Consider the following 23305-nt stretch of genomic DNA (forward strand, 5'->3'; position numbering starts at 1 on the left):
ATCGTCTGCGGGCTTTTTTGTGTCCGGGAGGACACCTTCGCGAGCACCTCAAGAATTCACTGGATACTCACGGTGCATCTGCCCCAGCAGCGCATCCTTGTCCTGCCACAGCTGATTGATCCAGCCCTGAAACTCCAGGCGATACACCCCGTCCTGGTCATAGTTCTTGCCGACGAACTGCGGCGGAATCTTCAGCTCCTGAAAGTGCACCACCACGTCTTTCACATTACCGCAGAGCAAATCCCAGTAACCCGGACGCCCCGCCGGGTAGTGGATGGTCACGTTGACGATGGCTTCCAGCTGGTCGCCCATGGCATCCAGCACGAATGCAATGCCGCCCGCTTTCGGCTTGAGCAGGTAGCGGAACGGTGAACTCTGCTGGGCGTGCTTACCCTTGGTAAAGCGCGTGCCTTCGACGAAGTTGAAAATCCCCACCGGGTTATTGCGGAAGTTGTCGCAGGTCTTGCGGGTGGTTTCCAGGTCTTTGCCTTTCTTCTCCGGATGCTTTTCCAGATAGGCCTTGGAGTAACGCTTCATGAACGGAAAACCCAACGCCCACCACGCCAGGCCAATCACCGGTACCCAGATCAGTTCCTGTTTGAGGAAGAACTTCAGCGGGCGGATGCGACGGTTGAGCACGTACTGCAACACCATGATGTCGACCCAGCTCTGGTGGTTGCTGGTGATCAGATAGGAGTGCCGATAGTCGAGGTCTTGCAAACCGCTGAGGTGCCAGCGTGTGCGGCAAACCAGATTCATCCAGCCCTTGTTGTTACTGATCCACGCTTCGTGGGTATGACTCATCAGCCAGCGCGCGAAACGTTGGGTGAGGGCGAACGGCAGCACTTTGAACAGCGCCACACAGAACAGAAACGAGCAGAGCAGAATCGTATTCAGCGCCAACAGCAGCGAGGCGATCACGCCGCGCACGGGTGCAGGTAGAAAATCCAGCATTTAAACATCCATAGGTCGGTTGGCAGCTTGAATCGCGGTCAACGCGATGGTGTACACGATGTCGTCGACTTGCGCGCCACGCGGCAGGTCGTTCACCGGTTTGCGCAGGCCTTGCAGCATCGGTCCGAGGCTGACGCAGTCGGCGCTGCGTTGCACGGCTTTGTGGGTGGTGTTGCCGGTGTTCAGGTCGGGGAACACGAACACCGTGGCGCGACCGGCCACCTGACTGTTCGGCGCCAGTTGCCGGGCCACGGTTTCGTTGGCGGCGGCGTCGTACTGCAACGGGCCGTCGATCAGCAGTGAGTGTTGCTGTTCGTGGGCGAGCAACGTGGCCTCGCGAACCTTCTCGACTTCTTCGCCGCTGGCCGATTCACCGCTGGAGTAGCTGATCATTGCCACTCGCGGAGTGATGCCGAATGCCGCTGCCGAATCGGCGCTTTGCAAGGCGATCTCGGCCAGTTCGCTGGCGCTCGGGTGCGGGTTCATCACGCAGTCGCCGTAGACCAACACTTCTTCGGGGAACAGCATGAAGAACACCGACGACACCAGGGTGCAACCCGGCGCGGTCTTGATCAGTTGCAGGGCCGGGCGGATAGTGTTGGCGGTGGAGTGAATGACACCGGACACCAGCCCGTCGACTTCATCCAGCGCCAGCATCATGGTGCCGATCACCACGGTGTCTTCCAGTTGCTGCTCGGCCATCGGCGCGTTGAGGCTTTTGGTCTTGCGCAGCGCAACCATCGGCTCGACGTAACGCTCGCGGATCAGGTCCGGGTCGAGGATTTCCAGCCCCGGTGGCAACTCGATGCCTTGGGCGCGGGCGACCGCCTCGACGTCTGCCGGCTTGGCCAGCAACACGCAACGGGCGATGCCCCGTGCCTGGCAGATCGCGGCGGCCTGGACGGTCAACGGCTCGCTGCCCTCGGGCAACACGATGCGCTTGTTGGCGGCCTGGGCACGCTGGATCAGTTGATAGCGGAACACTGCAGGCGACAGGCGCATTTCCCGTGGTGTGCCGCAGCGCTGGTGCAGCCAGTTGGCGTCGAGGTGGCTGGCGACGAAATCGGTGATGATCTCCGCACGCTCGCGGTCGTCGATCGGGATTTCCTTGTTCAAACCGTTCAACTGGTTGGCGGTGTCGTAGGAACCGGTGCTCACCGACAACACCGGCAGGCCGGCCTGCAAGGCGCCACGGCACAGCTCCATGATGCGCGGGTCGGGCAGGGTGTCGCTGGTCAGCAGCAGGCCGGCCAGAGGTACACCGTTCATCGCCGCCAGGCTGACCGCGAGGATGATGTCGTCGCGATCGCCGGGGGTCACCACCAGCACGCCGGGCTTGAGCAGCTCCACGGTGTTGCGCACGGTACGGGCGCAAATGATGATTTTGGTCATGCGCCGGGTTTCGTAGTCACCGGCATTGAGCACCTGAGCGCCCATCAGCTCGGCCACGTCACGGGTGCGCGGCGCGTTCAGCTCCGGTTGAAACGGGATGCAGCCGAGCAGACGGAAGTCGCCACTGCGCAGCAACGGCGAGTGCTCTCTCAGGCGCGAGGCGAAGACGTCCATGCTTTCGTCGGTCTTGACCTTGTTGAGGATCACGCCCAGCACTTTCGGGTCTTTCGGCCCGCCGAACAATTGCGCCTGCAATTCCACCCGGCCGGACAATTCGGTCAGCACTTCGTTTTCCGGCGCCGAAACCAGAATCACGTCGGCGTCGAGGCTCTTGGCCAAGTGCAAGTTGACCCGCGCGGCGTAGCTGGCGCTGCGGGTCGGGACCATGCCTTCGACGATCAGCACGTCCTTGCCGACAGCGGCTTGCTGATAAAGGGTGATGATTTCTTCGAGCAATTCGTCCAGCTGACCGTCGCCGAGCATCCGCTCGACATGGGCCAGGCCCAATGGTTGAGGCGGTTTCAAGCCGTGGGTGCGGGCCACCAGTTCGGTGGAGCGTTCAGGGCCGGTGTCGCCCGGGTGCGGTTGGGCAATCGGTTTGAAAAAGCCGACTTTGAGGCCGGCCCGCTCGAGGGTACGCACCAGCCCGAGGCTGATGGAGGTCAGACCCACACCAAAATCGGTGGGCGCGATAAAAAAAGTTTGCATGCGGATTCTCTAAGGGTGCATGGCAATGGTGAACGCCTATGGCTGGCGTTCTACCGATATTCAGTGGTCAAGGTTATCGCTAACCGAGCCTTGTGCGCACCAACCGCAATCAAAGGGCTGGCCTATTTTTTCATTGCGCAGCACAGGGTCCAGCACCCAGGCCCGGGATTGCCACGGCGGCTGGTGCCGCAGGTGTTGGGTATGGCCGCAGGACAGCTCGGCCACCCAGTGCCCGTCCTCGTCCTGATGGAAACCTGTAATGGTCGAGGCTTTCATCGCACCCCGTTTGTCCGGGTTGTGTTCGCTTTCGGGCGATTGCTTCGCTAAACTTGGACATTCATCATTCTTATGCAAAAGGTCTCGCCCCATGCTGATCGCCGCCAATAAGGCTGTCTCCATCGACTATACCCTGACCAACGACGCTGGTGAGGTCATCGACAGCTCCGCCGGCGGCGCGCCGCTGGTCTATCTGCAAGGCGCAGGTAACATCATTCCGGGCCTGGAAAAGGCGCTGGAAGGCAAAGCAGTTGGTGACGAACTGACTGTTGCCGTAGAACCTGAAGATGCCTACGGCGAATACGCTGCCGAACTGGTCAGCACCCTGAGCCGCAGCATGTTCGAAGGCGTCGACGAACTGGAAGTGGGCATGCAGTTCCACGCTTCCGCTCCGGACGGCCAGATGCAGATCGTCACTATTCGCGATCTGGACGGCGACGATGTCACCGTCGACGGCAACCACCCGCTGGCCGGTCAGCGCCTGAATTTCCAGGTCAAGATCGTTGCCATCCGTGATGCCAGCCAGGAAGAAATCGCTCATGGTCACGTCCATGGCGAAGGTGGCCATCACCACTGATTTTCTGCGCTAAGCTTTCGAGAACTGGAGAGGCGCCCGAGGGCGCCTTTTTAGTCCGCGGCTGTCCTTGGCGACATGACCAAGTGGCTGTTTCGAGAAGAACACGGGAAATCTGGAGTCCGTCATGAGTGCTTTTCACGACCTTACATTGAAAACTTTGGATGGCCAGGAGTTACCTCTGGCGCCCTTCAAAGGGCACGTCGTGCTGGTGGTCAACGTCGCCTCCAAATGTGGCTTGACCCCACAGTACGCTGCTCTGGAAAACCTCTACCAGCAATACAAGGGCAAGGGTTTCAGCGTGCTGGGCTTGCCGTGCAACCAGTTTGCCGGGCAGGAACCGGGTACCGAGCAGGAGATCCAGGCGTTCTGCAGCCTCAACTATGGCGTGACCTTTCCGTTGTCCAGCAAGCTGGAAGTCAACGGTCACGAACGTCATCAGCTGTACCGCCTGCTGGCGGGCGAGGGCGCGGAGTTTCCGGGCGACATCACCTGGAACTTCGAAAAATTCCTGTTGGGCAAGGACGGTCGCGTATTGGCGCGGTTCTCGCCACGTACGGCGCCGGATGATCCTTCTGTTATCCAGGCGATTGAAAAAGCTCTGAGTTAAAAGCGCAGATCAAGATCAAAAGATCGCAGCCTTCGGCAGCTACAGGTGTTCACATTCCTCTGTAGAAGCTGCCGAAGGCTGCGATCTTTTCGTTTCTAATCCTTAATCACTAAAATCAATAGTGCTGTTCAAGGCAGGGCGCTCTCCATATTATCGTCGTCATAAAGTCTATGTTCCGTGGAGCGTCCAATGCCTGTCAAAGCCCTGTTCAAGCCTTTTCACCTCGGCGCTCTCGAACTGCCGACCCGCGTCGTCATGGCACCGATGACCCGCTCGTTTTCGCCGGGCGGCGTGCCCAACTCCAAAGTGATCGAATACTACCGTCGCCGCGCTGCCGCCGGAGTTGGCCTGATCATCACCGAAGGCACCACCGTCGGTCACAAGGCCTCCAACGGCTACCCGAACGTGCCGCACTTCTACGGTGAAGCTGCGCTGGCCGGCTGGAAAAAAGTCGTCGATGCAGTGCATGCCGAGGGCGGCAAGATCGTTCCGCAACTGTGGCATGTGGGCAGCGTGCGCCGTATCGGCACCGAGCCGGATGCCAGCGTGCCGGGTTACGGTCCTTCGGAAAAACTGAAGGACGGACAGGTCGTGGTTCACGGCATGACCCAGCAGGATATTCAGGAGGTGATCGCTGCGTTCGCCCAAGCCGCCAAAGACGCCCAGAGCATCGGCATGGACGGCGTGGAAATCCACGGTGCCCATGGTTATCTGGTGGACCAGTTCTTCTGGGAAGGCAGCAACCAGCGCACCGACGAATACGGTGGCAGCCTGGCCAACCGTTCGCGCTTCGCCATCGAACTGATTCAGGCGGTGCGCGCAGCAGTCGGCGAGGGATTCCCGATCATCTTCCGTTTCTCCCAGTGGAAGCAGCAGGACTACACTGCGCGTCTGGTGCAGACGTCAGAGGCGTTGGGCGAATTTCTCAAGCCGTTGTCCGACGCCGGCGTGGATATTTTCCACTGCTCGACACGCCGTTTCTGGGAGCCGGAGTTCGACGGTTCCGAACTGAACCTGGCCGGCTGGACCCGCAAGCTCACTGGCAAGCCGACCATCACCGTTGGCAGCGTCGGCCTGGATGGCGAGTTCCTGCAATTCATGGTCAACACCGACAAGATCGCACAGCCCGCCAGCCTGGAAAAACTGCTGGAGCGTTTGAATAACGATGAGTTCGACCTGGTGGCGGTGGGTCGTGCGTTGTTGGTGGACCCGGACTGGGCGCAGAAAGTGCGTGACGGTCGTGAGCAGGACATCCTGCCGTTCAGCCGTGATGCGTTGATGACGCTGGTGTAAACGGCGACTGAAAAGGCCTTTTCGCGGGCAAGCCTCGCTCCTACAGGGGCGAGGCTTGCCCGCGAAGCTTTTAAGGCAACAACGCTGCATCGGATAGAACTTGTTCCTGCGCACAAGCCCCCCGCAACTGCCCCTCGAACTGCTCGATAATCGCCGCCCAGCCCTGACGGCTTGCATGCTGGCGGGCATTGAGCCGCACGCAGCGCAAGGTTTCGCGCTCCTCCAGCAGCCAGCGTGCCGCATCGCAGAACGCCTGCTCATCCCCGGGCATGGCCAATACGCCGTTGTAGCCATGGCGAATATGCTGAGCCGCCGCAGCCTGATCGTACGCCACCACCCCCAGCCCTGAGGCCAATGCCTCAAGCACCACATTGCCGAAGGTCTCGGTCAGGCTCGGAAACAGAAACACATCCCCCGAGGCATAGTGACTGGCCAGCGCTTCGCCGCGTTGTGAGCCGCAAAAAATCGCCTCGGGCAATTCCTTTTCCAGCGCCGATCGTTGCGGACCGTCGCCGACCACAATCAATTTCATGTTCCGCTGTGGATAAGTGGTTTTCAGCGTGTCGAAACTGCGCTTGAGCAGACCAAGATTCTTCTCCTGGGCCAAACGTCCTACGTGGATGAAGGCGATGTCATCCTCGGCCAGTCCCCATTGCTCACGCAGTGATTTCAGTCGTCTGGCCGGATGGAACAACTGGCTGTCGACGCCTCGAGAGAGCAGCGCCAGGCGCTCGAAACTGCGCCGCTCCAGTTCCAGTCGCTGGCTGGCGCTGGGCACCAGGGTCAGGGTCGAGCGATTGTGAAACCAGCGCAGGTAGTGGGTCAGCAAACGCGTCAGCAACCCGAGCCCATACTGGCTGGAATACTGCTGAAAATTGGTATGAAAGCCGCTGACCACCGAAATCCCCAAACGCCGTGCCGCGCGTAACGCCGACAACCCCAGCGGTCCTTCGGTGGCGATGTACAGCACGTCCGGGCGATGGCGCTTCCAGCGCCGCAGCAATTTGTGCATCGACGACTGCCCCCATTGCAGGCCGGGATAACCCGGTAGCGGCCAGCCCCGACACAGTAGCAACTCATCATTGCTGCCCATCAGCGGGTCGCCGCCCTGACGTGGCCGCACCAACTCGACCTGATGCCCGCGCGCGCGCAAACCGTCGAACAAGCGGCCAAGGGTATTGGCCACGCCGTTGATTTCCGGGGGGAAGGTTTCGGTGATCAGAGTGATATGCAGAGCTGTCGTCATGACCTCAGTGTCGGCTGAGGCCATGTCGTCATTGTGACGGTGGGATGATGGATATGTGACGCGATTAACGGCGCTCTGCCACCAGATTCTCCGCGCCACGCTCACGCACCCAGAACAGCGTCGCCCCGGCCACCGCAGCCGGCATCATCAGAATGTTGACCACCGGAATCAGCAGCACCAGATAAACGATCCCGCCGAAGCTCATGCTCTGCCAGCGCTTCTTGCGCAGCCAGGCGAGCATCTCGTTCCAGCCCAGCTTGTGGTTGTCCGCCGGGTAGTCGATGTATTGGATCGCCATCATCCACACCCCGAACAGCAGCCACAGCGGTGCGGCAATGATGTTCACCACCGGGATGAAGGAGAGGATGAACAGCCCGATGGCCCTTGGCAGGAAGTAGCCGAGCTTGCGCATTTCCCGGGTCAGGGTACGGGGGATCATGGCGATCAGTTCGCCCCAGCTGAAGGTCGGGAAATCGTCGGTGCCGCGCACCACCACTTCGACTTTCTCCGCGAGGAAGCCGTTGAACGGTGCGGCAATAACGTTGGCGAGCATTGTGAAGGTGAAGAACACCATCAACACCACCAACACCACGAATATCGGCCAGAGGATATAGCTGAGGAAGCTCAGCCAATCGGGCAGGGACGGCATCAGCGTATCGACCCATAGGCTGAACTGATGACCGGCCAGATAGATCAATCCGACGAACAGCACCAGGTTGATCGCCAGCGGCAGCAACACGAACAGACGCAGACTTGGGCTCAGGACCAGATTGAGGCCTTCGCGCAGGTATTGCGGGCCGGACAGAACGGGGGCGGGCATAACGTGCTCCGAACAAGAGGGAAACGCGCCGACCTTACCGGCTTTGCCTGAGGTGCGAAAGCGCGGTAGCGGCATCGACATTAACTGTAACAAAGGCGTCTATACATTCACTGCAACGGAATAGAGACCGCCTATGAGCTGGATTGTTAAACCGTATTTCCTTAATCTTCGCCCCCTCGATACGCTGCACCCATTCTTTTACAGGACTGTCGAGCCCAAGCCTTCCCCAAGTGCTTTCAACGGTCCTTTTTTATTCCCGCCGGCAATCCGGCGTTCCGCGCCCAGTGTTTCGGGCCGGTCAACAGGAGCAGGTCATGTCTGAAGTTCGTCATTCGCGAGTGATTATTCTCGGTTCCGGCCCTGCCGGTTACAGCGCCGCTGTCTATGCGGCCCGTGCCAACCTCAAGCCACTGCTGATCACCGGCATGCAAGCCGGCGGTCAACTGACCACCACCACCGAAGTCGACAACTGGCCGGGCGACGTCCACGGCCTGACCGGCCCGGCGCTGATGGAACGGATGAAAGAGCACGCAGAGCGCTTTGAAACCGAGATCGTGTTTGATCACATCAATGCCGTGGACTTCGCTGCCAAGCCGTACACCCTGATTGGCGACAGCGCGACTTACACCTGCGACGCCCTGATCATCGCTACCGGTGCCAGCGCTCGTTACCTGGGCCTGCCGTCGGAAGAAGCGTTCATGGGCAAAGGCGTTTCGGCCTGCGCGACCTGTGACGGTTTCTTCTATCGCAACAAGCCAGTGGCTGTGGTCGGTGGCGGTAATACCGCTGTCGAAGAAGCACTGTATCTGGCCAACATCGCCAGCACCGTGACCCTGATTCACCGTCGCGAAACGTTCCGCGCCGAGAAAATCCTGATCGACAAGCTCAATGCCCGGGTTGCCGAAGGCAAGATCATCCTGAAGCTGAACGCGACCCTGGACGAAGTGTTGGGCGACAACATGGGCGTGACCGGTGCTCGCCTGAAGAACAACGATGGCAGCTTCGACGAAATCAAAGTCGACGGCGTGTTCATCGCCATCGGCCACACCCCGAACACGTCGTTGTTCGAAGGTCAGCTGACGTTGAAAGACGGCTACCTGGTTGTACAGGGCGGCCGTGACGGCAACGCCACTGCCACCAGCGTCGAAGGTATCTTTGCTGCCGGTGACGTGGCCGACCACGTTTATCGTCAAGCCATCACCTCGGCCGGCGCCGGCTGCATGGCGGCACTGGACACTGAGCGTTACCTCGACGGCCTGCAGAACGTTTCGTTCTGATTCCGTAGTAAACAAAAAACCGGCCTTGGCCGGTTTTTTTGTGGGCAGACGATTCTGCCTCAGGACAATTTCGCAAGGCACGCCTCAAGAATATCCAGCCCTTCCTCCAGCACGGCGGCCTCAGTGGTCAATGGCGCGAGCAGCCGAATGATGTGGCGCGACTTGCCGCTGGGCATCAGCAGCAAGCCCGACTCTCGCGCCAGGGCCAGCAACTGTGTCAGTTGCGCCGAAGCCGGTGTGCCGTCGGCATTGATCAACTCAATGCCGCGCATCGCACCCACGCCGGTCAAACGGCCTAGATACGGTGACAGTCCGCGTGCCCGCCAGGCTTCGTAGCGGCTGACAATCGCTTCTTCCTGCTGCGAGCCCCAAGCGTGCAGATGTGCATCACTCATTTCGTCCAGGGTCGCCAACGCGGCGGCGCAGGCGATGGGATTGCCTGAGTAGGTGCCGCCCAATCCGCCCTTGGGCAAGTTGTCGACTAGCGATTTGCGCCCGACAACCGCACCCAGCGGCACGCCGCCGGCAATGCTTTTGCCCAGCAGGATCAGGTCCGGCTCAATGCCCAGTCGCGAGAACGCAAACCGCTGGCCGGTGCGGCCGAAGCCGGACTGGATTTCATCGGCGATCAGCAAAATGCCTTTGTCATCACAGAAACGCCGCAGTGCCTGGGCGAATTCCACATCCATCGCCAGAAACCCGCCTTCGCCTTGCACCGGTTCGACGATAAAACAGGCCACGTCATTCACGTCGATCTCGACGCTGAACAGCCGATCCATCGCCTTCAGTGCCTCGGCGCAGGTCACGTCATTGTCTTTGCTAGGGAAGGGCAGGTGGTACACCGGACCCGGCAGCACGCCGACTTTCTGCTTGTAAGGCGCGACCTTGCCGTTGAGGTTGAGGGTGGCCAGCGTGCGGCCGTGGAAGGCGCCGTCAAAGGCAATGATCGCGGTGCGGCCGGTGGCGCCACGGACGATCTTCAGGGCGTTTTCCGCCGCTTCCGCGCCGCTGTTGGTAAGCATGCCACTGACCGGGTAATCCACCGGAATAAACGCAGCCAGGCGATCCATCAGTTCGATGTAAGGCACATGGGGAGCCGCATTGAACGCGTAGTGAGTCAGGCGGGTGGCTTGTTCACGAATAGCCTCGACGATGCGCGGATGGCAATGGCCGAGGTTCAGTACGCCGATTCCCCCGACAAAGTCGATGTAGCGCTTGCCATCGGTGCCCCAGACTTCGGCATTTTTGCCGTGGCTGAGACTGATGGGGTGAACAATGGAAATCGACTGACTGATGGTTTCGCTGCGCATGGATGGCTGACTCTGAAGAAGGGATACTTCTTTTTATCTAAGCCGCGAGCAGAGGTGCCCGGCAAACGAAATAAAGTTGCCGGGTCAATCTTAAAAGTCGGGATGTGCCCTGATGCCGATCGATGGCGACGCATAATCCGTGGCGAGGGAGCAAGCTCCCTCGCCACAGGTTTAGCGACGAGTCAGTGGCTGCTGAGCGAACTTCACACCCGGCAAGCCATGGGCAATCAACGCCCGGATATTGCCGTGGTCGCTGCCTTCGGGCGTGGCCACCACCGAACGATAATGCTCGCCAAACGCCAACAGCGCTTCTTCATCGCTCAGACCTTCCAGCAGCGCCAGGCCTAGGGTCTTGCACGAGCCTTCGTTCTGCCCGGCTGCGTTTTCCACGCCACCGTTGTTGAAAGCCTGGGGCTGGTAGTCATAACCGGCGGCAATGAACGCCAGGGTATCGGCGAAAACGTGTTCGCCACTCTTGAGGCTGGCGCGCAGGGTGTTCAAATCACTCATTGGGTTTTCCTTTGGCGAACGCCGCTTGTTGGTCGGCGCTGGCTTCTTTCTGGTATTGGGCTTTCCACTCGGCGTACGGCATGCCGTAAACCACTTCGCGGGCTTCATCGAGGCTGACGTCGATCTGGCGTTCGTCGGCGGCGGCCTTGTACCACTTGGACAGGCAGTTGCGGCAGAAACCCGAGAGGTTCATCAGGTCGATGTTCTGCACGTCCTTGCGGCTGTCCAGGTGGGCAACCAGCCGGCGAAAGGCGGCGGCTTCAAGTTCCAGGCGTTGTTGATCGTTCATGATGGGCTCTGTGCAATCAATTCGTGGCGCGGATGATAAAAGCCTGGCGAGCAATGCGCCAGGCGCGGTCAGCGGCTTGCGGCCAGGGTAATCGACACCGACTCGGCGAAGCGCAAGGCGTGGGGCTTGTCGACTTCGACTTCGGCATACAGCACCGACTCGTTGGCCATGATCAGGTCCAGCAGCTCCTGGGTCAGGCGCTCGAGCAGGGCAAAGCGATTGCCTTCCACGTGGGCAATGATCGCCTTGGTGATGGTGCGGTAGTTCAGCGCGTGATCGATGTCGTTGTCACGCACGGCGTCCTGGGCGGCATACAGGATGGTCAGGTTGATCAGCACATCCTGCTTGTTGAGGATCTCGTCCTCGTTGATCCCGATGAAAGTTCGCAAACACAGGTCCTTGACCCGGATGCGTGCCATTCCTGGTTGAAGTTGTGGCATTGCTACTTGCTCCGTCCAATCAATTGCAGGAACTCCTGGCGGGTGTTGCTCGACTCGCGGAAGGCGCCGAGCATCACCGAGGTGTTCATGGTCGAATTCTGTTTCTCGACGCCGCGCATCATCATGCACATGTGCTGGGCTTCGATGACCACCGCGACACCGGCGGCATCGGTCACTTGCTGCACGGCCTCGGCGATTTGCCGGGTGAGGTTCTCCTGGATTTGCAGGCGGCGGGCGAACATATCCACAAGCCGTGCAATCTTCGACAGGCCGAGCACCTTGCCCGTTGGAATATAAGCCACATGCGCCTTGCCGATGAAGGGCAACATGTGATGTTCACACAGCGAGTACAACTCGATGTTGTCGACAATGATCATTTCATCGTTGTCGGAGGCGAACAGTGCGCCGTTGACGATCTCTTCGACACTCTGTTCGTAACCATGACACAGGTATTGCATCGCCTTGGCGGCGCGCAACGGGGTGTCTTGCAGCCCTTCGCGGTCGGGGTTTTCACCGAGGCCGATGAGGATCTCGCGATAGCTCTGGGACAGGGTGTTGTGGGGCAGGGATAACGTCATGGGGACATCCTCGCGGGGGCGGCTTATTTGACGTGCCGTCCGCCATTGACGGTCAGGGTCGTGCCGGTGACATAAGGGTTGTCGAGCAAATAGCGCAGGCTCTGGTAGATCACTTCGCTGCCGGGCTCGATGCCCAGTGCGGATTTGGCCAGGACCCTGGCGCGGTACGCCGCGTCGTCGTCGGGATTGAACAGTAGCAGGGCTGGCGCGATACCGTTGACCTTGATGTCTGGCGCGTACTTGGCGGCAAAGGACAGGGTCAGGCTGTCGAGCCCGGCTTTACTGGCGCAGTAGCCGATGTGTTTGCTGCTGCCCTTGCGGGTCACGTCATCGCTGATGTGCACGATGTCGGCGGGGCTTGAGCGTCTGAGTAAATCGGCACAGTGCAGGTTGATCAGGTAGGGCGCCAGCATGTGCACGCTGAACATGCGGGTGAAGGCTTGGACTTCGGCGCCCGGGGTTTCGGCCAGCCATTCGGAGGCGTTGTGGACTATCGCCCGCAGGCTGTCGGTGTGGTTTTTCAGTTCGCCGATGAACGCGAGAATTCCGGCCTCGTTGGAAAAATCCGCGAACACCGCGGTCGCTCCCAGGTCGCGCAGGGTCTTTACGCCGGGGCGTTCGCTGCGGTAACTGAAAATGACCGGATGGCCGTCTTCGAGCAAACGCTGCGCGCAGTGCAGACCGACACGCTGGCCGGCACCGGTGATGAGGATGGGGGCTGCGGAAGAGGTCATGAACGGCTCGCGTCGCGGTTAGAGCAAAACTATACCAGCGACGGGAGTCGTGCACCTACGCTCCTGCAAGCGTTACTGATTTTGGGTAGTAGGCGTTGCGGGCAACGGTTGTTGCGGTGCGGTGTTCAGCCAGCCGGCCAACAGATGGGTCGACAATGGAATGAAGAAATAGACCATCAGCGGCGTCAGGCTCAAGGTGCTGACGAACACCCGGGCCAGTAATCCTGTTTCGGCCAATAACGGTCCCAGCACAAAGTTGAACAGCAGGGACACCGGAAAGAACGCCAGCCAGATCGCCACGGCCTGCTTCCAACGTGGCGGGCGTTGCCCTACCGCACCGAACCAGCCATCGATGCCACTGACCCGATGTTCCGAAGGATGGGCAAACAGATTGCTGCCGCGTCCCAGCCAGGCAGTACGCGAGGCGGAATGCTCCCAGGCATGCAGGGTCTGCTCGTCGGCGAAGCGGAAAATAATCTGGAATTCGTCATCCTCGGGCGGCGGGGCGAGCACGCCAGAACCGAGATAGCCGGGGAAGTCGGTGGCCAGTTGTTCGCCTTCGCGCAACCAGGCCATCAGATCCTGATAACGCCCATCGGCGACGCGACGCGCAACCATCAGCGTGACGGGGGAAGTAGACATTGTGTATCTCCGTAGGGCAAACGCGTCGCTCCGGATAAGAGCTTCGCCAGACACAGCGCCGGGGTAGTGGGCTGCGTCTTGGGACAAGCAAGGATTATTCCTGATTGTGTCTTGGACGTCAGTGCTAATTAAATCAACGGCGTGTTGAATACTGCCGGGGCAGGAGAGTTAGAATGGGATCCAATATTTTGCATGGACGTAAATCCAAAGATGCCTGTGCTGACCGACGTTACGCCTGGCTTGTCCTCTGGTATCTCCCTGATTCGAGAAGAGCTGTTCCCGATTCGTGAGGTCGCGCGCATGACAGGGGTCAACCCGGTTACGCTTCGAGCCTGGGAGCGACGCTACGGGCTGATACAGCCCACCCGCACCGAAAGCGGGCACCGTTTGTATTCAATGATCGATATCGAGCGCGTTCGCAGCATCCTTGGCTGGATCGAGCGTGGTGTCGCGGTCAGCAAGGTTGGCAAGATACTGGCCAAGACCGAACCGCTCCAGGTGCTGGAGCGGATCATTCCCGACGAGCTCGTTCAAGCCGACTACGGCCAATGGCAGCAGCAGGTCAAGGCGGCGGTGAGTGTTTTTGACGAAGTTCAGCTGGAACACATCTACGGTCAGATTTTTTCCAGTTATCCGCTGACGGTTGTGTTCCAGGACATCCTGATTCCGATCTGGAAGCAATTGCTGCAGCGCCATGATGCGTTCGGTCAGACCAGCGAGTGGCTTTTTCTGGATGGCTTTCTGCGTTCTCGAGTATTGCAACGCTTGCTGCTGGTGCGTGTCATGCAGCCGCGACGAGTGATTGTCTGCGCCTTGGCCGACCACTGTCGTGAACTCGAAGTGTTGGTCACGGCGCTCTATCTGAGCAGCATCGATTCGGCTATTCAGTTGTTGGCGATCGGGCAGCCCTTCGACGAGTTGATCCTGGTCTGTGAGAAGATCAAGCCCAGGGCGCTGGTGTTGATTTCCAATCACGCGCCGACTGCCGAACTGCCTCGACGTTTGAACCGTCTGGCCATGGGGCTGGAATGTCAGCTGTTTCTGGCCGGGGATGCGTCCGACCTGGCGCAAGAGAGTCTGGCCGGGTCGTCGGTCGGTTGCCTTGGAAACGAGGGGGGGGTGATGCGCCAGCGTCTGAAACAGTTCCTGGCGGGAAACCTGGATACCTGAGATTCAAATATGCAAAGCAGGATGGGTCAGGCGATGTTGCTGAAGGATGTACTGACGCAGACGCTCGGTTTCGTCCTTGTCACTCTGGCTCAACTCGTAGGCGTAGAAACCTTGCTCGGTCTCACGCTCCAGGGTGCCGCGCAACGCAATCCGTTCATAGCCTGACGGGCTGAACCACAGCGCGAAGTGCTTTGGCGCCTTGGTCTTGTTGCGAACTTCCAGCAAAACCCCTTTGAACGATATTTCGTGCACCCACATCGTGCCGGGTTGCCCCTTGGCATTTTCCAGCGCCACTGGCTCTTCGAGCGCCAGGCGCCATGGCCGAATCATTGGCCCGTCTTCATAAATGCTGGGGACACCGAGGCGTAGATGCATTGCGTGAAACTCATCTTCCACCAGGTGCAGCGGGAAGGTCATTTGCTGATTTTCGAAAGTGGCCTGGATGGTGACTTGCTCATGGGCGGCCAGGCGTGTGAGCAAATCACGGATCTGCGAGCCGCCGTTGACCAGCAAACTCGACGTCGCATCCCGCACATTGAGTTGCGGGTTGTGTTGCATGGTCTGGATAAAGTCCAGCTCATCCTGGGTCAGGAGTGCGTCGCGCTGCATGATTTGCTCGAAAGAAATAATTACAAAGTCATCGGTGATTGTAGTAAATGACCACTAATTCGCAGATTGGTTTGATCCGTTCGTCGACTTGAGATCAGCAAGTTCTGCCTGTACCTCGGCCAATTGCGCTTCCAGCTGTGCGACTCGCTGCTGTGCCTTGACCTGAACCGTGACGTCTTTCTGCACCCCGACAAAATAGGTTTGTCCGTCGTGCGGGTTTTTTACCGTGGAAAGCGACAGTTCGTTCCAGAACGGGGTGCCGTCCTTGCGGTAATTCCTGAGAATTTCCCGGCAGGAACCGCCATTGCCCAACGCCTGGCGAATCAATGCGAGGGCGGGCTGATCCCGGTCTCCTGCCTGCAAAAAACGGCAATCCTGATAGAGGATTTCTTCGCTCGTATAGCCCGTCAGGCGTTCGAACGCCGGGTTTACGTAAATCAGGATGTTGTCCTGTTCGCCTTCCTTTTCGGCAATCACTATGCCGTCGTTGGACGCCTCGATCACCATTTGCAGCAGTGAGGCATTGATCATCGCAGAGTCCTTTGCGTATTGATGGGTACGCTGCATTCTAAAAGATCAATGAGGGCTGTGCTGTTAATATCTTGGCCTTTTACTCAGCTTCAGGATCAGATTGATGAAAGTCGCCATCCTTTCCGGCTCGGTGTACGGCACGGCTGAAGAAGTCGCCCGCCACGCCGCAAGTCTATTGAACGCCGCCGGTTTTGAAACCTGGCACAACCCGCGCGCGACACTTGCCGATGTCCAGGCCTTTGGCCCGGAAGCATTTCTGGCGGTGACTTCGACCACCGGCATGGGTGAGTTGCCGGACAACCTGCAACCGTTGTATTCGACGATTCGCGATCAACTGCCCGCCGCCTGGCGTGGCTTGCCGGGTGCCGTTATCGGGTTGGGCGACTCGAGTTACGGCGATACGTTCTGCGGTGGCGGTGAGCAAATGCGTGAATTGTTCGGCGAACTGGGCGTGCGTGAAGTGCTGCCGATGTTGCGTCTGGACGCCAGTGAAACCGTAACGCCGGAAACCGACGCCGAGCCTTGGCTGGCGGATCTGGTCAGCGCTCTGCGGGGCTGACCGGCTTTTATTGGCGGCAGTGTTCTGACATGGATCCAGGCTCCCCCACGCACTGACTCGCTCGGCCACCAAGCTGGCTGCCAATGCAACTAGCCGATCTCCGGGGGCTGACTAGACTGCTGTAACGTCAGTGAACATTAAGAACCCAGAACAATAAAAAGAGATCCTTGCCGTGAGCGTAACCCCCATCCAGTCGCCACACAGTCTCCAGGATAAAGTCAGTGCCGCCGAATGGCAGACCCGCGTTGACCTGGCGGCCTGTTATCGCCTGGTCGCCCTCCACGGCTGGGACGATCTGATCTTCACGCACATTTCAGCCAAGGTGCCAGGCACTGAAGACTTCCTGATCAACCCGTTCGGGATGATGTTCCATGAAATCACCGCGTCGAGCCTGGTCAAGGTCGATCAGGCCGGCAACAAATTGATGGACAGCCCCTACGAGATCAACCCGGCGGGTTACACCATCCACAGCGCGGTGCATGAAGTCCGGCATGACGTCGTGTGTGTACTGCATACCCACACGGCGGCGGGCGTGGCGGTATCGGCGCAGAAACAGGGCATTTTGCCGATCAGTCAGCAGTCATTGTTCGTCCTGTCCAGCCTGGCTTATCACGCCTATGAAGGCGTGGCACTGAACCATGAAGAGAAGGCGCGGCTGCAAGCCGACCTGGGTGAAAACAATTTTCTGATGCTGCACAACCACGGTCTGCTGACCTGTGGCGGCACCATCGCCGACACGTTCCTGATGATGTTTACCTTTCAGCGCGCCTGCGAGATTCAGGTGCTGGCGCAGAACGGTGGCGCGGAGCTGATCGCCATCGAACCGCAGATTCTGGCGGGCGCTAAGGCGATGATCGCCGGCGTCACCAAAAGTGCTCAAGGGATGGGTGGCGCGCTGGCCTGGCCGGCGCTGCTGCGCAAACTCGATAAACAAGACCCGGGTTATAAACTCTAAATGGCACTCGCCGAAATTCCTCTGTGTGTCTGGCGTAAACGCGGCCAGACGTTCGTCTTCCGCGGTCAGACCATCCGCTATTGGGCAGCGGGGCAGGGCGAACCGCTGTTGTTGATCCATGGTTTCCCGACCGCCAGTTGGGACTGGCATTACCTGTGGCAGCCGCTGGCGCAGCGCTATCGGGTGATTGCCTGCGACATGCTTGGCTTCGGCGATTCGGCCAAACCGGTGAACCACAACTACAGCCTGCTGGAGCAGGCCGATCTGCAACAAGCGTTATTGGCGCACTTGAACGTCGAGCAACCCGTTCACGTGTTGGCACACGATTATGGCGACAGCGTGGCCCAGGAACTCTTGGCCCGGCATTACGAAGCACACGCTCATATCGCCAGTTGCGTGTTCCTCAATGGCGGGTTGTTTCCCGAAACCCATCGCCCGGTGTTAATGCAAAAACTCCTGCTAAGCCCCTTGGGCTGGATGATCGGGCTAGCTTTTACCCGTGACGCTCTGGTGAAGAATTTCAAGCAGATTTTCGGTCCGCAGACCCGCCCCACCGAAAGTGAGCTGGATGATTTCTGGAGCCTGGTCGATAGCAATCACGGGCAGCGGATCATGCATAAATTGATCGGTTATATCCCGCAGCGGCGGGTCCAGCGTGAGCGTTGGGTCAGCGCCATGCAGCGTGGCGAGGTGCCGCTGCGCGTTATCGATGGTGAGGTCGACCCGGTTTCCGGTGCGCACATGGTGGCGCGCTATCGGCAACTGATTCCCGCCCCGGACACTGTCCTGCTGTCCGAGATCGGCCATTACCCACAGATCGAAGCGCCGGCACAGGTGCTCAAGCACTATCTGGAATTTCGCGATCAGTTGATTTCACCGCCGCTCAAGTTGGCGTGTTCCTGACTATCCCGCTGCCTTATCGCGCACCATTCAGCCGCCCCCGTGTTCATTGTGACCGGCAGCCCCGTGCCTGACACTCGCTCCCATTGTCCCCTGGCCTGCTGGAGTTCCCCATGAATGAGTCTGTGCGCTTCGAAGATAAAGTCGTGATTGTCACCGGTGCGGGCGGCGGCTTGGGGCGAGCGCACGCATTGCTGTTCGCCAAACAGGGCGCCAAAGTGCTGGTCAATGATCTCGGCGGCTCGGCTCAGGGTGAAGGCGCCAATGCATCGGCGGCCGATCGGGTGGTAGCGGAAATTCGTGAAGCGGGCGGCATTGCCGAGGCAAACCATGACTCCGTCACCGACGGTGACAAAATAGTCCAGCACGCCCTCGATACGTTCGGTCGTATCGATGTCGTGGTGAACAACGCCGGCATCCTGCGGGACAAGACCTTTCACAAAATGGACGACAGCGATTGGGACCTGGTTTACCGCGTTCACGTCGAAGGCGCCTACAAGGTCACTCGCGCCGCCTGGCCACACATGCGTGAGCAAAACTATGGCCGCGTGATCTTCACCGCGTCGACCTCGGGCATCTATGGCAACTTCGGCCAGTCCAACTACGGCATGGCCAAGCTCGGCCTATACGGCCTGACCCGCACACTGGCCATCGAGGGCCGCAAGAACAACATCCTGGTCAACGCCATCGCCCCCACGGGTGGCACCCGCATGACCGAAGGCCTGATCCCGCCGCAAGTATTCGAGCAACTCAAACCGGAACTGGTCAGCCCGTTGGTGGTGTACCTGGCCAGCGAGCATTGCCAGGAAACGTCGGGTCTGTTCGAGGTCGGTGGTGGCTGGATGGGCAAGGTGCGCTGGGAGCGCAGCCTGGGTGCCGGGTTCGATCCGCGGGTCGGTTTCTCGCCGGAGGATGTGGCGGCGCATTGGCAGCAGATCTGCGATTTCGAAGGCGCGGCGCATCCGAAGGACAACATTGAGGCGCTGAAGGAAATGATGGAGAACTTGCAGAAGCATTCCCTCTGACGCTGATTTGCGCGACATCTGGCGGGGCTTGCCTGAGCCCCGTCATCTCCTCCCGACTACATCCCTGCCTGAAAACCTTTCGCCCATAAAAAAGGCCGCTGCAAACGCAGCGGCCAAAGTAAGACGTGGATCCAGGAGCTACAAATCAACGTCAGTGAACACAGGGCGATGAGTCGAAAAATACGCTTCAAATCATCTGGATTCTGTCGCCAATGGGGGGGCTATCATCCCCATTGCTTTGTGCTTTCGGGCCGTTTCCGTGAAAGCCAGGCAAGAATAAGGTATTGATCGCAAAGGAAAAATAGCGATTTCAGACATGCACTGTTACAGTCTTGGCAACAGTCTTCGGCTGACCTTTTGTAACAGCTGCCGTTAGCTGCGCCAGCTGTTACACATCCAACTTCAATCATGTCCCATGCACTTCACTGATAACCCTCCATCCAGCCCATCCATACCCCGCGCAAAACCCCGCCTCATGCGGGCCTTCATCCTTTGGAGGTACATCGCGAATACCTCCTTGGTGCGCTTATCGCTCCCGGCGAGCGGCAGTAGGGTGGGGTCTTCTGTCACTCACCGGGGAAGACGCATGACAAAAACAACAATGCGCGCCATCTTCAAGCCGCAAGCGCTGGCCGCTGCGGTGGCCTTGGGCTGCTGTGCCCAGGCGCAGGCTGTTTCATTCAACATCGGCGAAATCGAGGGGCAGTTCGATTCCTCGTTGTCCGTCGGCGCGAGCTGGGGCATGCGCGATGCCGACAAGTCGCTGGTGGGTACCGTCAATGGCGGGACCGGCCAATCCTCGACCGGTGATGACGGACGCCTGAACTTCAAGAAAGGCGAAACCTTCTCCAAGATCTTCAAGGGCATCCACGACCTCGAGTTGAAGTACGGCGACACGGGCGTGTTCGTCCGTGGCAAGTACTGGTACGACTTCGAGCTCAAAGACGAAGACCGCGAGTTCAAGCAGATCAGCGACAGCGGTCGCAAGGAAGGCGCCAAGTCTTCGGGCGCGCAGATTCTCGATGCCTTCGTCTATCACAACTATTCCATCGCCGATCTGCCGGGCACCGTGCGTGCCGGTAAACAGGTGGTCAGCTGGGGTGAAAGCACTTTCATCGGCAACTCGATCAACAGCATCAACCCGGTCGACGTTTCGGCGTTCCGGCGTCCCGGCGCGGAGATCAAGGAAGGCCTGATTCCGGTCAACATGCTGTTCGCTTCCCAGGGCTTGACCGATCAACTCACGGTGGAAGGTTTCTACCAACTGGAGTGGGATCAGACGGTTCTCGACAACTGTGGCACCTTCTTCGGTAACGACGTGGTGGCGGACGGTTGCAACAATAACTACACCGTCGGCAGCCCGGCGATTGCTCCGCTGGCACCGCTGGCGGCAGCCTTTGGCCAACCTATCCAGGTCACCCGTGAGGGCGTGATCGTGCCCCGTGGTGGTGACCGCGATGCACGGGATTCGGGGCAGTGGGGCGCGGCTTTGCGCTGGCTCGGTGACGACACCGAATATGGCCTCTACTTCATGAACTACCACAGTCGCACACCGACCGTCGGCACCACCACCGCCGGGCTGTCCACATTGGCCAGCCTGCCGGGCATGGTCAGCACTGCCAACCGTCTGGCCCCGGGCAGCGGTTCGGGCCTGGCGCAAAGCGTGATGCTCGGGCGCGGCCAGTACTACCTCGAATACCCGGAGGACATTCGCCTGTACGGTGCGAGTTTCTCCACCACGTTGCCCACCGGCACTGCCTGGACCGGCGAAATCAGCTACCGGCCTAACGCTCCGGTGCAGGTCAACACCAACGACCTGACCCTGGCGTTGCTCAACCCGATCGCCGGCGGCGCGGCATCGCCTGTTGCGACCCGGCCTGGCGCCGACAATACCGGTTACCGCCGCAAGGAAGTGACCCAGGTGCAAAGCACCCTGACGCACTTCTTCGATCAAGTGCTGGGCGCCCAACGGCTGACCCTGGTCGGTGAGGCGGCGATGGTCCATGTCGGTGGTCTGGAGCCGCGAAGCAAGCTGCGTTACGGCCGTGATTCGGTCTACGGCCAGTACGGTTTCGGTGGCGATACCGACGGCTTCGTCACCGCGACCTCCTGGGGCTATCGCGCCCGGGCGATCCTCGATTACGCCAACGTGATTGGCGGGATCAACCTCAAACCCAACCTGTCCTGGTCCCATGACGTCGCCGGCTACGGCCCCAACGGGCTGTTCAACGAAGGCGCCAAAGCGGTCAGCGTCGGTGTCGATGCCGACTACCGCAACACCTATACCGCAAGCTTGAGTTACACCGACTTTTTCGGCGGGAATTACAACACCCTGACCGACCGCGACTTCCTGGCGCTGAGCTTCGGCGTGAACTTCTGATCTGGCTGAGAAGGATGATGTTAATGCGCAAGATGATTCTGCAATGCGGCGCCCTGGCACTGAGTCTGTTGGCCGCCAACGTGATGGCTGCGGTCTCGCCGGAAGAGGCTAATAAGCTCGGCACCACCCTCACGCCGCTGGGCGCCGAGAAGGCCGGCAACGCCGATGGTTCGATCCCGGCCTGGACCGGTGGCATCCCGAAAAACGCTGGCGCGGTCGACAGCAAAGGCTTCCTGGCTGACCCGTTCGCCAGTGAAAAACCGCTGTTCACCATCACCGCCGCAACGGTCGACAAGTACAAGGACAAGCTTTCGGACGGTCAGGTGGCGATGTTCAAGCGCTACCCGGAAACCTACAAGATTCCGGTCTACCCAACCCATCGTACTGTGGCCGTGCCGCCGGAAATCTACGAGTCGGCCAAGCGCAGCGCGCTGAACGTGACCAGCATCAACGACGGTAACGGTCTGGCCAATTTCACCGGCAATCGCTATTACGCGTTCCCGATTCCGAAGAATGGCGTCGAGGTGCTGTGGAACCACATCACCCGTTACCACGGTGGTAATCTGCGACGGATCATCACCCAGGTGACCCCGCAGACCAACGGCAGCTACACGCCGATTCGCTTCGAGGAAGAGATCGCCGTACCGCAACTGATGAAGGACCTGGACCCGGACAAAGCCGCCAACGTGCTGACCTTCTTCAAACAGTCGGTGACCGCGCCGGCGCGGCTGGCGGGTAACGTATTGCTGGTGCACGAAACCCTCGATCAGGTGAAAGAGCCGCGACTGGCGTGGATCTACAACGCCGGTCAACGTCGTGTGCGTCGTGCACCGCAAGTGGCCTACGACGGACCGGGCACCGCCGCTGACGGCCTGCGGACTTCGGACAACTTCGACATGTTCTCCGGTGCGCCAGATCGCTACGACTGGAAACTGATCGGCAAAAAGGAAATGTACATTCCCTACAACAGCTACAAACTAGATTCGCCGAGCCTCAAGTACGATGACGTGGTGAAAGCCGGGCACATCAACCAGGACCTGACCCGCTACGAGTTGCACCGGGTCTGGGAAGTGGTCGGCACGGTCAAGCCGAGTGAGCGGCACATCTACGCCAAACGCCACATGTACCTCGACGAAGACAGCTGGCAAGTGGCGCTGGTGGACCACTACGACGGTCGCGGCCAACTGTGGCGAGTGGCCGAAGGTCACGCCCAGTACTACTACGATCACCAGACTCCGGCCTACACCCTCGAGGCGCTCTACGACATCATCGCTGGCCGATACATTGCCCTGGGAATGAAGAACGAAGAGAAGCACAGTTTCATATTTGGCTTTGACGCCAAGGCTGCCGATTACACACCGTCGGCTCTGCGCGCCGAGGGCGTTCGGTAAGGGTTTTGATACATTGGCATCACAAAAGGCGACCGGTGGGTCGCCTTTTTTATGGGCGCCAATCAGCGCGCTGAATACCTCTCAACAAGCGGGTTGGAGAGGGTTAGGGTTGTCGGACAATTATAAAAAGGC

At 59.5% G+C, this 23305-nt stretch carries 25 protein-coding genes; 11 read left to right on the forward strand and 14 right to left on the reverse strand.

The window, feature by feature from the left end; genetic code table 11:
• Positions 1-48 precede the first annotated feature (48 nt).
• The 3 genes from yihG to AC1RL4_RS22730 are packed head-to-tail and all read right to left on the reverse strand — an operon-like array spanning position 49 to position 3453.
• Entirely contained in the window at positions 49-954 is a 906-nt protein-coding gene (gene yihG, locus AC1RL4_RS22720) for a 1-acylglycerol-3-phosphate O-acyltransferase, YihG family (protein ID WP_096479550.1), read from the reverse strand.
• On the reverse strand, positions 955-3054 hold the full coding sequence (gene pta, locus AC1RL4_RS22725) for a phosphate acetyltransferase (RefSeq protein ID WP_019581159.1): 2100 nt from the start codon (positions 3052-3054) through the stop codon (positions 955-957).
• A 60-nt stretch (positions 3055-3114) separates the two neighbouring features.
• A complete protein-coding gene (locus tag AC1RL4_RS22730) occupies positions 3115-3453 on the reverse strand; it encodes a DUF3565 domain-containing protein (protein ID WP_204125458.1) in 339 nt (112 codons plus the stop codon).
• Here AC1RL4_RS22730 and AC1RL4_RS22735 point away from each other — a divergent pair.
• The 3 genes from AC1RL4_RS22735 (at position 3422) to AC1RL4_RS22745 (ending at position 5807) form a co-directional block, all read left to right on the forward strand.
• The gene (locus AC1RL4_RS22735; protein WP_007942189.1) at positions 3422-3907 is read left to right on the forward strand and encodes an FKBP-type peptidyl-prolyl cis-trans isomerase; all 486 of its coding nucleotides are present in this window, start codon (positions 3422-3424) and stop codon (positions 3905-3907) included. The two genes, AC1RL4_RS22730 and AC1RL4_RS22735, sit on opposite strands and share 32 nt — an antisense overlap.
• Before the next feature lie 124 nt (positions 3908-4031).
• Positions 4032-4514, forward strand: coding sequence for a glutathione peroxidase (locus tag AC1RL4_RS22740; protein ID WP_018927186.1), 483 nt, complete (start codon positions 4032-4034; stop codon positions 4512-4514).
• A 189-nt stretch (positions 4515-4703) separates the two neighbouring features.
• Complete coding sequence (locus AC1RL4_RS22745) at positions 4704-5807, forward strand: NADH:flavin oxidoreductase (protein WP_018927185.1); 1104 nt, start codon at positions 4704-4706, stop codon at positions 5805-5807.
• Between the two features lie 70 nt (positions 5808-5877).
• Here AC1RL4_RS22745 and AC1RL4_RS22750 read toward each other — a convergent pair whose 3' ends face one another.
• Both AC1RL4_RS22750 and cysZ read right to left on the reverse strand, forming a co-directional pair.
• Positions 5878-7077, reverse strand: coding sequence for a glycosyltransferase family 4 protein (locus AC1RL4_RS22750; protein WP_096479553.1), 1200 nt, complete (start codon positions 7075-7077; stop codon positions 5878-5880).
• Between the two features lie 40 nt (positions 7078-7117).
• Positions 7118-7873, reverse strand: coding sequence for a sulfate transporter CysZ (gene cysZ / locus AC1RL4_RS22755; RefSeq protein ID WP_019647668.1), 756 nt, complete (start codon positions 7871-7873; stop codon positions 7118-7120).
• Between the two features lie 314 nt (positions 7874-8187).
• On the opposite strand from cysZ, the gene trxB reads away from it, so the two are divergent.
• Positions 8188-9150, forward strand: coding sequence for a thioredoxin-disulfide reductase (gene trxB / locus AC1RL4_RS22760; RefSeq protein WP_028940302.1), 963 nt, complete (start codon positions 8188-8190; stop codon positions 9148-9150).
• A gap of 59 nt (positions 9151-9209) precedes the next feature.
• On the opposite strand, the gene AC1RL4_RS22765 is transcribed toward trxB, so the two are convergent.
• The 7 genes from AC1RL4_RS22765 to AC1RL4_RS22795 form a co-directional block, all read right to left on the reverse strand.
• On the reverse strand, positions 9210-10460 hold the full coding sequence (locus AC1RL4_RS22765) for a 2-aminoadipate transaminase (protein ID WP_230175494.1): 1251 nt from the start codon (positions 10458-10460) through the stop codon (positions 9210-9212).
• Between the two features lie 171 nt (positions 10461-10631).
• On the reverse strand, positions 10632-10970 hold the full coding sequence (locus AC1RL4_RS22770) for a HopJ type III effector protein (RefSeq protein ID WP_230175493.1): 339 nt from the start codon (positions 10968-10970) through the stop codon (positions 10632-10634).
• A complete protein-coding gene (locus AC1RL4_RS22775; RefSeq protein WP_018927179.1) occupies positions 10963-11259 on the reverse strand; it encodes a DUF1244 domain-containing protein in 297 nt (98 codons plus the stop codon). The genes AC1RL4_RS22770 and AC1RL4_RS22775 overlap by 8 nt, the downstream gene beginning before the upstream one ends.
• Before the next feature lie 68 nt (positions 11260-11327).
• On the reverse strand, positions 11328-11699 hold the full coding sequence (folX, locus tag AC1RL4_RS22780; RefSeq protein WP_007942179.1) for a dihydroneopterin triphosphate 2'-epimerase: 372 nt from the start codon (positions 11697-11699) through the stop codon (positions 11328-11330).
• A 2-nt stretch (positions 11700-11701) separates the two neighbouring features.
• Positions 11702-12277, reverse strand: coding sequence for a GTP cyclohydrolase I FolE (gene folE / locus AC1RL4_RS22785; protein ID WP_019581153.1), 576 nt, complete (start codon positions 12275-12277; stop codon positions 11702-11704).
• Positions 12278-12300: 23 nt separating this feature from the next.
• Positions 12301-13011: a dihydromonapterin reductase gene (folM, locus tag AC1RL4_RS22790; RefSeq protein ID WP_230175492.1), complete on the reverse strand. Its 711-nt coding sequence runs from the start codon at positions 13009-13011 to the stop codon at positions 12301-12303.
• A 72-nt stretch (positions 13012-13083) separates the two neighbouring features.
• Positions 13084-13653, reverse strand: a complete 570-nt coding sequence (locus tag AC1RL4_RS22795; protein WP_230175491.1) for an antibiotic biosynthesis monooxygenase — start codon at positions 13651-13653, stop codon at positions 13084-13086.
• Positions 13654-13863: 210 nt separating this feature from the next.
• Here AC1RL4_RS22795 and AC1RL4_RS22800 point away from each other — a divergent pair, with 210 nt between their 5' ends.
• Positions 13864-14823 carry a MerR family transcriptional regulator gene (locus AC1RL4_RS22800; RefSeq protein ID WP_028940305.1) on the forward strand — a complete coding sequence of 320 codons (960 nt, stop codon included), beginning with the start codon at positions 13864-13866 and terminating at the stop codon, positions 14821-14823.
• A gap of 3 nt (positions 14824-14826) precedes the next feature.
• Here AC1RL4_RS22800 and AC1RL4_RS22805 read toward each other — a convergent pair whose 3' ends face one another.
• Both AC1RL4_RS22805 and AC1RL4_RS22810 read right to left on the reverse strand, forming a co-directional pair.
• Positions 14827-15432: a hypothetical protein gene (locus tag AC1RL4_RS22805; protein ID WP_018927173.1), complete on the reverse strand. Its 606-nt coding sequence runs from the start codon at positions 15430-15432 to the stop codon at positions 14827-14829.
• 54 nt (positions 15433-15486) lie between these two features.
• A complete protein-coding gene (locus AC1RL4_RS22810; RefSeq protein ID WP_096479557.1) occupies positions 15487-15963 on the reverse strand; it encodes a PAS domain-containing protein in 477 nt (158 codons plus the stop codon).
• A 103-nt stretch (positions 15964-16066) separates the two neighbouring features.
• On the opposite strand from AC1RL4_RS22810, the gene AC1RL4_RS22815 reads away from it, so the two are divergent.
• The 6 genes from AC1RL4_RS22815 to AC1RL4_RS22840 all read left to right on the forward strand — a co-directional run bounded on the left by AC1RL4_RS22815 (position 16067) and on the right by AC1RL4_RS22840 (position 23173).
• Positions 16067-16522 (forward strand): flavodoxin, encoded by a 456-nt coding sequence (locus AC1RL4_RS22815; RefSeq protein WP_019581148.1) that lies wholly within the window; start codon positions 16067-16069, stop codon positions 16520-16522.
• 172 nt (positions 16523-16694) lie between these two features.
• A complete protein-coding gene (locus tag AC1RL4_RS22820; RefSeq protein ID WP_018927170.1) occupies positions 16695-17477 on the forward strand; it encodes a class II aldolase/adducin family protein in 783 nt (260 codons plus the stop codon).
• Positions 17478-18380, forward strand: a complete 903-nt coding sequence (locus tag AC1RL4_RS22825; RefSeq protein ID WP_230175490.1) for an alpha/beta fold hydrolase — start codon at positions 17478-17480, stop codon at positions 18378-18380.
• Positions 18381-18490: 110 nt separating this feature from the next.
• Positions 18491-19402, forward strand: a complete 912-nt coding sequence (locus AC1RL4_RS22830) for an SDR family oxidoreductase (RefSeq protein WP_028940307.1) — start codon at positions 18491-18493, stop codon at positions 19400-19402.
• A gap of 586 nt (positions 19403-19988) precedes the next feature.
• The gene (locus tag AC1RL4_RS22835) at positions 19989-21782 is read left to right on the forward strand and encodes a DUF1302 domain-containing protein (protein ID WP_028940308.1); all 1794 of its coding nucleotides are present in this window, start codon (positions 19989-19991) and stop codon (positions 21780-21782) included.
• A 23-nt stretch (positions 21783-21805) separates the two neighbouring features.
• Positions 21806-23173: a DUF1329 domain-containing protein gene (locus AC1RL4_RS22840; RefSeq protein WP_018927165.1), complete on the forward strand. Its 1368-nt coding sequence runs from the start codon at positions 21806-21808 to the stop codon at positions 23171-23173.
• Positions 23174-23305 lie beyond the last annotated feature (132 nt).

This window comes from Pseudomonas sp. GW822-FHT07A10 (assembly GCF_058798795.1).